This window comes from Rhodoblastus sp., assembly GCF_041915505.1.
In the GTDB taxonomy this organism is placed as follows: Bacteria; Pseudomonadota; Alphaproteobacteria; order Rhizobiales; family Beijerinckiaceae; genus Rhodoblastus.
Genome location: NZ_JAYSBG010000221.1, coordinates 1 through 6,014, shown reverse-complemented (window position 1 = coordinate 6,014; position 6,014 = coordinate 1). Strand labels below are relative to the sequence as shown.

Sequence of the window (6,014 nt, the reverse complement as noted above, 5' to 3'; positions counted from 1 at the left end):
TTCGATGTCGAGGGCGTGGCTTTGTCCTCCGGCTCGGCCTGCTCCTCGGGCAAGGTGACGCCTTCGCATGTGCTGGCCGCGATGGGCGTTTCAGCCGAGCTTGCGCGTTCAGCCCTTCGTATCAGCCTCGGCTGGGCGTCGGATCGGGAAGAATGCGTGCGTTTTCTGGAAATATTGTCTAAGGTGCGAGAGAGAATGCGGCGAAGGCTCCGGACCTGATCCGCTTCGGACATAGACTCAACCAGCGGGCCTTGAACCCGCGTTAGGTGAGGAGATTTTGTAATGGCGGCTGTCCAAGAGACTGTCGACAAGGTCAAGACGCTCGACGTCGACGCCTATAAATACGGCTTCACGACACAGATCGAATCGGAAAAGGCCCCCAAGGGCCTGGACGAGGATATCGTTCGCTTCATCTCGGCCAAGAAGAACGAGCCGGGCTGGATGACGGAATGGCGCCTCGACGCCTTTCGCCGCTGGCGGACCATGACCGAGCCGCAATGGGCTCGGGTCCATTATCCGCCGATCGATTATCAGGACCTTTATTATTACGCCGCGCCGAAAAGCGCCGAAGGGCCGAAATCGCTTGACGAGGTCGATCCCGAACTGCTGCGCACCTATGAGAAGCTCGGCATTCCCCTGCGTGAGCAGGAAATCCTGGCCGGCGTGCAGCAGGATCCCAACGCCCGCAAGGTGGCCGTGGACGCGGTGTTCGATTCGGTCTCGGTGGCCACCACCTTCAAGGCCGAGCTGGCCAAGGCGGGCGTGATCTTCTGCCCGATTTCCGAAGCGGTGCAGACCCATCCCGAACTGGTGAAGAAATATCTCGGCTCGGTCGTGCCCGTGACCGACAATTATTTCGCCACCCTCAATTCGGCGGTGTTTTCCGACGGCTCCTTCGTCTATGTGCCGCCTGGCGTGCGCTGCCCGATGGAGCTTTCGACCTATTTCCGCATCAATGAGAAGAACACCGGCCAGTTCGAGCGCACGCTGATCATCGCCGACAAGGGCTCCTATGTGTCCTATCTCGAAGGCTGCACCGCGCCGCAGCGCGACGAGAACCAGCTTCATGCGGCGGTGGTCGAACTGATCGCGCATGACGACGCCGAGATCAAATATTCCACGGTGCAGAACTGGTATCCCGGCGACAGCGAGGGCAAGGGCGGAATTTATAACTTCGTCACCAAGCGCGGCGATTGCCGCGGCGCGCGCTCGAAAATCTCCTGGACCCAGGTCGAAACCGGCTCGGCCATCACCTGGAAATATCCATCCTGCATTTTACGTGGTGACGATTCGCGCGGCGAGTTTTACTCGATCGCCATTTCCAACGGCTATCAGCAGGTCGATTCCGGCACCAAGATGATCCATCTCGGCGCCAATACGTCGAGCCGCGTGATCTCCAAGGGCATTGCCGCCGGCCATTCGCAGAACACCTATCGCGGCCAGATTTCCGCCCATCGCAAAGCCGCCAACGCGCGCAATTTCACCAATTGCGACTCGCTGTTGATCGGCAACGCCTGCGGCGCTCATACCGTGCCTTATATCGAGGCCAAGAATTCCTCGGCCGTTTTCGAGCATGAGGCCACGACGTCGAAAATCTCCGACGACCAATTGTTCTATTGCATGCAGCGCGGGCTTTCCGCCGAAGAGGCGACGGCTCTGATCGTCAATGGCTTCGTCCGCGACGTATTGCAGCAATTGCCGATGGAATTCGCCGTCGAGGCCCAGAAACTCATCGCCATTTCGCTTGAGGGCAGCGTCGGCTGATTCCCGCCGCCGTCATCGCGTTTTTCTCTTCAAGGTTCCGTCATGCTTGAAATCGAAAACCTCCACGTTTCCGTCGCCGGCAAGAAAATCATCGACGGCCTGTCGCTCACCGTCGCGGATGGCGAGGTCGCCGCGATCATGGGGCCGAACGGCTCGGGCAAATCGACGCTCTCCTATGTCGTCGCCGGCCGCGCCGATTATGAGGTGACCGAAGGCTCAGTCCGGCTCGATGGAATCGATCTGCTCGACAAGACGCCCGCCGAACGCGCGGCGCTTGGGCTGTTTCTGGTGTTCCAATATCCGCTGGAAATTCCCGGCGTCGCGACCATGACCTTCCTCAAGGCGGCGCTCAATGCGCAGCGCAAGGCGCGCGAGGAAGCGGAGCTTTCGACGCCCGAATTCATGAAGCGCGTGCGCGAGGCGGCGGGCAAGCTGAACATCTCGCAGGACATGCTGAAACGCCCGGTGAATCTGGGCTTTTCCGGCGGCGAGAAGAAGCGCATGGAAATCCTGCAGATGGCGCTGCTGGAGCCGAAATTCGCCATATTGGATGAAATGGATTCCGGCCTCGACATCGACGCCTTGCGCGTCTGCGCGGAAGGCGTCAACGCTTTGCGCTCGAAGGAGCGCGGCCTGCTCGTCATCACCCATTACCAGCGCCTGCTCGACCTGATCGCGCCGGACACGGTCCATGTCATGTCCAGGGGCCGCATCGTGAAGAGCGGCGGCGCGGAACTGGCGCTGGAGCTCGAAAAGAGCGGCTATGCCGATTATGTCGACGAGGCCGCGTGATGGGCGCGCTGCTGCAAAATCCGACGCAGGCCGAACAGGATTTCCTGGCGGGCTTCGCGCTCGACGAACGCGCCGACGCGCAGCGGCGCTCCGCCATGGAGCGTTTCGCCCGCGCCGGCCTGCCGTCGCGCCGCAATGAGGCCTGGCATTACACCGATCTGCGCGCGAAGCTCCGCGCCGCTCCGCCGCGCGCGGGCCGGCCCGATGCGGACGCCCTGGCGCGGGCGAAGGCCGTTCTTGCGCCGTCCGACCGGCTGAAAATCGTCCTTGTCGATGGCTTCTTCATTGCCGAATTGTCGGACGATCTCACTTCGGCGCCGGGCGTGACCATCCGCCCTCTGGCGGCGGACGACAAGAGCGTCGCCGCACTCGCGCAAGGCGCGGAAGACGCGCTGCTTGATCTCAACGCCGGTTTCGCGCAGGGCGGCGTCGCCATCGAGATCGCGGCCGGCGCGCGGATCGAAAAGGTTCTGGAGCTGGTTTCGCTAGCCAGCGCGCCGGCCGCGCAGAGCCGCTTCGCGCGCCATCTGGTCACGCTGGGCGACGGCGCGCGAGCCACTTTGCTCGAAACCCGCGCCGAGGCGGGCGAGGGTTTTGGCGACAGCGCTTTGTTCATCGCGCTCGGGCGCGGCGCGGAACTGGATTACGCCTGCCGCGCGCGCGGCGCCGCGGCGGTAGACGTGCAGACTATTGTCGCGCGGCTGGACGCGGAAGCCCAGTTGCGCGCGGCTTCCCTGCTTGCCGGCGCGCCTTTCCTGCGGCGGCAGATTTTCGCCTCCTGCGCCGGAGAAGACGCGCAGCTTCATCTCACGGGCGCGACGCTTTTGCGCGGGCGCGAACATGCCGATGTGACGCTCACGGTGACGCATGACGCGCCGTCCTGCATCAGCCGAGAGACGTTCAAATATGTGCTCGCCGATCAGGCCAATGGCGTGTTTCAGGGCAAGATCGTGGTGCCGCCGCACGCCCAGAAGACCGATGGCAAGATGCTCTGCCGTGGGCTCCTGCTCTCGGATGACGCCGCCATGTCGTCCAAGCCGGAGCTGGAGATTTTCGCCGACGACGTCGCCTGCGGCCATGGCGCGGCCTGCGCCAAGCTCGACGCCAATCAATTATTCTATATGGAATCGCGCGGCGTGCCGCGCGCCGAGGCGCAGGCCATTCTGGTCGAGGCTTTCGCGGCCGAAGCCTTCGATGCGCTGGCGGATGAAAGGCTGCGCGATCTGCTGAAGGCGGATCTCGCCGACCTGCTCGCCGGAGGAGTTTTTGCATGAACCAGCCGGTGAAGATCGCGCCCTATGACGTCGAGAAAATCCGCGCGGATTTTCCCATTCTGGCCGAGCGCCCCTATGGCAAGCCGCTGGTCTATCTCGACAACGCCGCTTCGGCGCAGAAGCCGCGCGCCGTGATCGAGCGCATGGTCCATGCCTTCGAACATGAATATTCCAACGTCCATCGCGGCCTGCATTATCTCGCCAACGCCGCGACCGACGCCTTCGAGGCGGCGCGCGAAAAAATGCGCGCATTCCTCAACGCCGGCTCGACCGAGGAGATCATTTTCACGCGCGGCGCCACCGAGGCGCTCAATCTCGTCGCGTCGTCCTATGGCCTGGCCCATATCGCGGAGGGCGACGAAATCGTGCTCTCGATCATGGAGCATCATTCCAATGTCGTGCCCTGGCATTTTCTGCGCGAGCGCAAGGGCGCGAAGCTGAAATGGGTCGATGTCGAGGACGATGGCTCGTTTTCGCTCGACAAATTCGAGGCGGCGCTGACGGACCGGACCAAGATCGTCGCGATCACCCATATGTCCAATGTGCTGGGCACGGTCACGCCGGTGAAGGAGATCGTCCGCCTCGCCCATGAGCGCGACGTTCCCGTGCTGGTCGACGGCTCGCAGGGCGCGGTCCATTGCGATGTCGACGTGCGCGATCTCGACGTCGATTTCTATGTCGTCACCGGCCACAAGCTTTACGGCCCGACCGGCATTGGCGCGCTCTATGGCAAGAAGGAATGGCTGTCGAAACTGCCGCCCTTCGCCGGCGGTGGCGAGATGATCGAGACGGTGACGCTCGATAATGTCACCTATGGCGTTCCGCCGCAGCGTTTCGAGGCGGGCACGCCGCCCATCGTCGAGGCTATCGGCCTCGGCGCCGCGCTCGATTATATGGAGCGCATCGGTCGCGACGCGATCCACGCCCATGAGGCCGACCTCGCGGCCTATGCCGGAAAACGCCTCGCCGATCTGCCCTATCTGCGCCTGTTCGGAACCGCGCCGGGCAAGGGCGCCTTGTTCTCCTTCGAAATGAACGGCGCGCACGCCCATGACGTCTCCACGGTCATCGACCGTTCCGGCGTCGCGGTGCGCGCCGGCACCCATTGCGCCCAGCCTTTGCTGGCGCGTTTCGGGGTCACCTCAACCTGCCGGGCGAGCTTCGCGCTCTATAATACGCGCGCGGAAGTCGACGCTCTGGTTGCGGCGCTGGATCGCGCCGCCCATCTTTTCGCCTGACCGGATTTTCGCGATGAACGAACACGCCAAGCCCGACGCCGAAATTCAACCGAACCGCCCCGCCATCGCGGTGCAGGACGCCATTTCGCCGGAAGAGCTGGAACGGCTCTCCGAAAGCATCGTCACGGCGCTGAAGACGGTGTTCGATCCTGAAATTCCCGCCGACATCTACGAACTCGGCCTGATCTACCGCGTCGATATCGATGAGAGCCGTTTCGTGAAGATCGAGATGACCCTCACCGCGCCGGGCTGCCCGGTGGCGGGCGACATGCCGGTCTGGGTCGAGAACGCGGTCGCGGCGGTGCCGGGCGTGGCTGGCGTCGAGGTCAATCTGGTGTTCGATCCGCCGTGGGACCAGAGCCGCATGTCGGACGAGGCGCGCGCGGCGCTGGATATGTGGTGACGGCGGGGCGCAGGATTTTTTTCGGCGGCCTGATGCTCGCACTCGCCGGTCTTGCGGTCCATGCGGAGACGCGTGATCCATCCGCGCCCCTGGTCGGGGCCTATGGCGCTTTCGAGCCGCTCGACGAAGAGGCGAAGGTGGTTTTCGCGCAGGCGATCGGGACTATTGCGGATATTTCTTACGAGCCGCTGACCGTCTCGCGGCAGGTCGTGGCGGGAATGAATTTCTGCTTCACCGCCGATGAAAAGACGCGTGGCGGAGGAGTTTCCCGGGTCCGCATCTTCGTTTTCAAACCTTTGTCCGGCGCGCCGCGCGTGACGAAAATCGAGCCGCTGCCCTGAAAGGGCGCCTCACCGTGCGTCCGGCGCGATGAACTGCCCAAAGGCGCGGGGGCTGGCGCCGACCGGGATTTTCCGCGTCACTTTCAGGCTGTTCACATCGATCGCCGCTAGCACATCGTCCATCCAGCAGGCGACCAGCGCCTCGCGCTGATCGGGCGCGACCAGCAAGCCCTCCGGGTAGCCGCAGGCCGAAACCAATCCG

8 protein-coding genes are annotated in these 6,014 nt (G+C 63.4%); 6 read left to right on the top strand and 2 right to left on the bottom strand.

Annotated elements, in window-relative coordinates; genetic code table 11:
- Positions 1-233: hypothetical protein (locus ACE3S9_RS13430; RefSeq protein ID WP_374546976.1), on the bottom strand; the 233-nt coding region annotated here is incomplete at its 3' end.
- A gap of 49 nt (positions 234-282) precedes the next feature.
- On the opposite strand from ACE3S9_RS13430, the gene sufB reads away from it, so the two are divergent.
- Genes sufB through ACE3S9_RS13400 form a run of 6 tightly spaced genes read left to right on the top strand, consistent with a single transcriptional unit; the run spans position 283 to position 5,812 of the window.
- On the top strand, positions 283-1,764 hold the full coding sequence (sufB, locus tag ACE3S9_RS13425) for a Fe-S cluster assembly protein SufB (protein WP_374546975.1): 1,482 nt from the start codon (positions 283-285) through the stop codon (positions 1,762-1,764).
- 42 nt (positions 1,765-1,806) lie between these two features.
- Entirely contained in the window at positions 1,807-2,556 is a 750-nt protein-coding gene (sufC, locus tag ACE3S9_RS13420; protein ID WP_374546974.1) for a Fe-S cluster assembly ATPase SufC, read from the top strand.
- Entirely contained in the window at positions 2,556-3,830 is a 1,275-nt protein-coding gene (sufD, locus tag ACE3S9_RS13415; RefSeq protein WP_374546973.1) for a Fe-S cluster assembly protein SufD, read from the top strand. Before sufC ends, sufD begins: the two co-directional genes overlap by 1 nt.
- Positions 3,827-5,068, top strand: a complete 1,242-nt coding sequence (locus ACE3S9_RS13410; protein WP_374546972.1) for a cysteine desulfurase — start codon at positions 3,827-3,829, stop codon at positions 5,066-5,068. The genes sufD and ACE3S9_RS13410 overlap by 4 nt, the downstream gene beginning before the upstream one ends.
- 13 nt (positions 5,069-5,081) lie before the next feature.
- Positions 5,082-5,471 (top strand): SUF system Fe-S cluster assembly protein, encoded by a 390-nt coding sequence (locus tag ACE3S9_RS13405; RefSeq protein ID WP_374546971.1) that lies wholly within the window; start codon positions 5,082-5,084, stop codon positions 5,469-5,471.
- A 32-nt stretch (positions 5,472-5,503) separates the two neighbouring features.
- Positions 5,504-5,812 (top strand): hypothetical protein, encoded by a 309-nt coding sequence (locus ACE3S9_RS13400; RefSeq protein ID WP_374546970.1) that lies wholly within the window; start codon positions 5,504-5,506, stop codon positions 5,810-5,812.
- A 9-nt stretch (positions 5,813-5,821) separates the two neighbouring features.
- Here ACE3S9_RS13400 and ACE3S9_RS13395 read toward each other — a convergent pair.
- On the bottom strand, positions 5,822-6,014 hold a 193-nt coding region (locus tag ACE3S9_RS13395; protein WP_374546969.1), incomplete at its 5' end, for a YncE family protein.